The sequence below is a fragment of the Candidatus Thioglobus sp. genome (assembly GCF_028599055.1).
Lineage (GTDB): Bacteria > Pseudomonadota > Gammaproteobacteria > PS1 > Pseudothioglobaceae > Thioglobus_A.
On sequence record NZ_JAQRMS010000095.1, the window covers coordinates 1 to 4,535 of the forward strand.

Consider the following 4,535-nt stretch of genomic DNA (forward strand, 5'->3'; position numbering starts at 1 on the left):
GGTACTCCGGCTTCCTCCACCACTAAAACTGGTCGCCACGATATAGCTGAAATATTGTTGAAATAAGGGTAATAACAAATTACCGAACTCCGAAAAATCTTCCAAAGGGACATTCAAAACTCATAATCAAACAAAACAGACAAAATTAGTCAACAACCGGAAAACTGGGAAAACCGTAATGATTCCGACTTGGTACAAGCACTTACAAAGAAATGGTAGTTTGAATCGATTTTATGGCGCCAAACCTCCCCCTTTCATTACGGTTAAAATGTTCCGGTTGTCACTATAACAGTAGCTAAAAAAATATACTGGGACAAAACAGGTATACAAGCAGTGAACGTGTTAAACACCAAAAATGTAGTAGTGTCAATATATATTAACACACAATTGTAGGTATAAATTTTAGGAAAAGTTGACATTTGTTTCATGTCAAACATTTTATTGAGTAAATCAAAAGGATTGGATAACAGGCTAAGCCTATACAAATCCTTTCCTATAAAAAGATGAACAAGTAAACAATTAAAGACAAATAATACTATTCAGTACACCATTTCTGCACTCAATACAATACAATACAAATAATTAATATGACTAAGTCAATGAACAAAGTTAGACAAATTCAAAATAAATAATTGGACAAAGAAACAAAAATGACAGTTGTACAGCAGAGTACTATTTTGAAAGAGACTCCACCCCCACCCCTACTCCATCTTTTATTTAAAGTTGATTCTTCTAAGTTTAACATCATGACATTTTTTAAGAACTTAACGTATTCCAAATATAACTTTAAAAAAGTTGGAAAACTCATTACAGAGCAAGAATATTTTCCATAGGGGACAAAAACAATTCTTGTAAAACAAGTGTCAAGTGCATAGCATTTTCATAGCACATTTTCTGTGTTGCCGTCTCATAATACAATAGTTGACTTTAACAAGTCGTAGCTGAACATTATTATTTAAAGACGTTTGATTGGTTTAGCATTCCAATATATTAAATAAAAATGCACTTTTAAACTTGTATTTCATGACCATGCATATACATTATTTTTCTTATCTAAATTTAACACGTCTCTCACTATGCTTACTGCTGATGCTTCAGCTTGTTCAATGCATTTATCTAGAACCTTCTTATCGCTACAATTTTTACATCGCAGAAATTTGAAATTGTGTCTTAAAAGCGTACAAAATAACAACTCTCTTGGTGCTTGATTGGTTCTGAAAGACGCATTAGGGTCTATACTTTCTTTAATATCTGGAGCTGATTTCTCACCTTTCAATGGCGGCAAGTATGAATTAATTCCATATTGTTGCAATGCATATGCAAGCTGTACATCTTCACCAGTGTAACGTGAAACTGGTTCCATGTTCAAATAATATCTAAGATATACTCTCGGCAATGTCCAAGTATGGCCGACAAAATCATTTTGTCCAGTTAATTGTCTTTGAATGACTTTATTTGTAGCAAGATCGACGCTTTCAAATGTTCTTCCATTAGCACCAACTAACCCATGCCCATGTGTCCTAGAATACTCCACACAATATGCCAGCCATTCGGTTCTTGGTAGCATGTCGTCATCCCAAACAGATACATAATCTTCCTCTAGCATGTAAGCAATGTGAAATCTGCCATGAAATCGTAGATTTTTACTTGAAGCTATATGTTGTAATTCAATATCTGGATGCTGTCTTCGGAACTGTTGTATTATTGCCGTTAAATTTACATAGAAACCATTTTGAACGACGACAATCGTAGTGGGTATCAGTGTTTGTTTAGAAGCAGCTTCTAACTGTTTGTGTAGTGTTTTACGCTTAAACACTTGTAGGACTACAGCAATTGATGGCTTAAAACTGTATTTAAATCGATCGAAATAATTAGCACTTATTTCTACTTGATGAACATTTGATGCGTTGATTTTGTTCACAATAGACCGTATTGTGATGCTTGCAGTCGGAAGTTTATTAGTTTGTAAAATATTACAAATACGTTCGGCTGCATTCCCGTCTCCATACGGAAATAATTTATTATTTTTTCTTTTGTTGATATTTTCTATGATATATGTCATACTTGGTTTTATTGTTAGTTCGTCAACAAGTTTGGCAATGCCAGCTGTTATCGCTTCACCTCGCTCAGTATCATTTCTTAGAACTAGTGTTGGTACGTTGTACCAAGTTGCCTCTTCCTGTATTCCACCCGAATCAGTTAATATAAATTGTGAATGACTTAACATCCAATGAAGTTCTTCGTAAGGTAAGGGTGAAATACACAGAAATCTAGAGTCCCGACTACAGATAGTTCGTGCAGACTTGGTGGCATGTGGATTTGGATGAACGGGAACGACAAATAAACATTTTGCACATTTAACAGATGCAATTGAGTTGTATAAACGGTCCATTCTACCAATATTTTCTCGCCTATGAATTGTAAGAAGAACTAAAACATCCGCATGTCGGCCATTCAACTCTTTTGGATATTTTGTTTTATTAGACAGTTCGAGGTATTTAGCAGAATCAATGACAGTATTTCCGGTCACAAAAATCCGAGAATTGTCAATTCCTTCATTTACTAGATTTCTACGGTTATTTTCTGTTGGCGCAAAGTGATATGTTGCTATTGAAGATATAGTTTTACGGTTAAATTCTTCCGGAAAAGGTGAATACATATTAAATGTACGAAGCCCCGCCTCTACGTGTGCTATACGTAATTTCTTATGAAATGCTACCGTCGCTATTACCATAGCAGAAGTTGTGTCCCCTTGTATCATCCAAATATCATTCGGCTCGGACTGTAGAAGATCAGTTTGAATGAACAATTTCCCCGCTAACATGTTTAACGATTGACCCTTTTCAAGGGTATTGTTAAACCATATATCGACATTTATATTGAACAGTGTTAGAAAGGGATGTATTATCTCTGCATGTTGTCCTGTAAATATAGTAGTAACAACAAAGTGGGTAGACTTTTTAAGTTCTTGAATAACAGGAGCTATCTTAATAACTTCCGGTCGTGTCCCAAAAAATATTAAAATTCGTTCTTTTTCCGACAGCTTGGGGAAAATCCAAGACTGTAGTGGAAATGAATAGTGTAAATTGCTGTTTAAAATTCTATTGGCAATGTTTTCCACTATTATTGCAGATTTTGATGTTCTAATACTATCATACATAAACACAAACATACAACAACAAATGATCAGTGTACAAGCAATGTAAGCACGGTGTGATTTTCTGATGACCATTCTTGTTATTCTGTAACACACTAATAAATGATTGGTAGATAATGACGACAAAGATGGTTGTACTGTCTTCAATCACTTCAACCTCTAATTATATCTCATTATGTTTGAATGTAGCATTATAATATCCTATTACCTCATGAATTCAAAGATTCAGACGAAAGAAAGCAGTATGGCGTATTATATTAAAGCTTTAGAAAACATATTCCTACTATTTTATCATGTATAGATGTTCCGTTGATATTATGTACGTATTAAAATTCCTCCCAAACATTAATTTTCATCTGTCTTTTGGGAACACCATTTAAGCTGCAAAAGAAAGAAAGTGAGCCATAAGTCATCAACAGTTACAATTTACAGTTTTGACATATTTTCAAAAGGCCATGCTAGTTTATTAATAAGTAAGACATTTTGGTCAGATTCTGGCTAAGACGAATAGCAAAATATTTACAAAGTCTACTTCTCCAAAATACCAGTCAAACAACATTGGTAGAACACACAGATAATCATCAATATCAGCCAAGTACCAGATTAAACAGGGGTTGTCGTGGTCGTGTGGTAGTTGAATTTATAACCACCTGTGCAATCTGTGTCTATCAACTCTAAAGTTGTGAGTTCGAATCCCGACCATGACGAGGTGTACTCCATACAACATTATATGATAAAGTGTGTTAGTAACGTGAGACAGGTCAATGGTTTTCTCCGGGTCCTCCGGTTTCCTCCACTAATAAAACTGACCGCCACGATATAACTTAATTCAATCAAGTAGATAACAGTAGCTACCCTATATAACACACCATACCACCAACTCCACACCATCACCACCAAGTCAATCAAGTAGATAACAGTAGCTACCCTATATAACACACCATACCACCAACTCCACACCATCACCACCACCACTAAGTCAATAAAGTAGATAACAGTAGCTACCCTATATAACACACCATACCACCAACTCCACACCATCACCACCACCACTAATTCATCCAACCCAAAAAACGCAAAACCCGCCACAGAACAGAAGGTCGGGACTACCTGACATGGTACAAGCACTTCACATAAGTGAAATGGTAGGATTAAACCAGTTTTGAGGGGACCCAAACTCCCCTTTATAATCTCGATCAACTATTTAAGCAAAGGTACACACTATAAAAAAAACCCTGCACAGTATATATTCAACAGAGTGACCGCTATCTTGACCAATACAAAAGGGGGGACAAAACATAATTTAGAAAGAAGGGTCAAATTGTGCTCGCAAAAACTGTAATGCTAGCTCAGAAAACATAGCTGCTGGTTGAATACT

1 protein-coding gene is annotated in these 4,535 nt (G+C 35.5%); it reads right to left on the bottom strand.

Annotated features, from left to right (window positions below; all coding sequences use genetic code 11):
* Positions 1-1,021: 1,021 nt before the first annotated feature.
* The gene (gene wecB, locus PSN35_RS06155; protein ID WP_300030919.1) at positions 1,022-3,121 is read right to left on the bottom strand and encodes a non-hydrolyzing UDP-N-acetylglucosamine 2-epimerase; all 2,100 of its coding nucleotides are present in this window, start codon (positions 3,119-3,121) and stop codon (positions 1,022-1,024) included.
* Between the last annotated feature and the right edge of the window lie 1,414 nt (positions 3,122-4,535).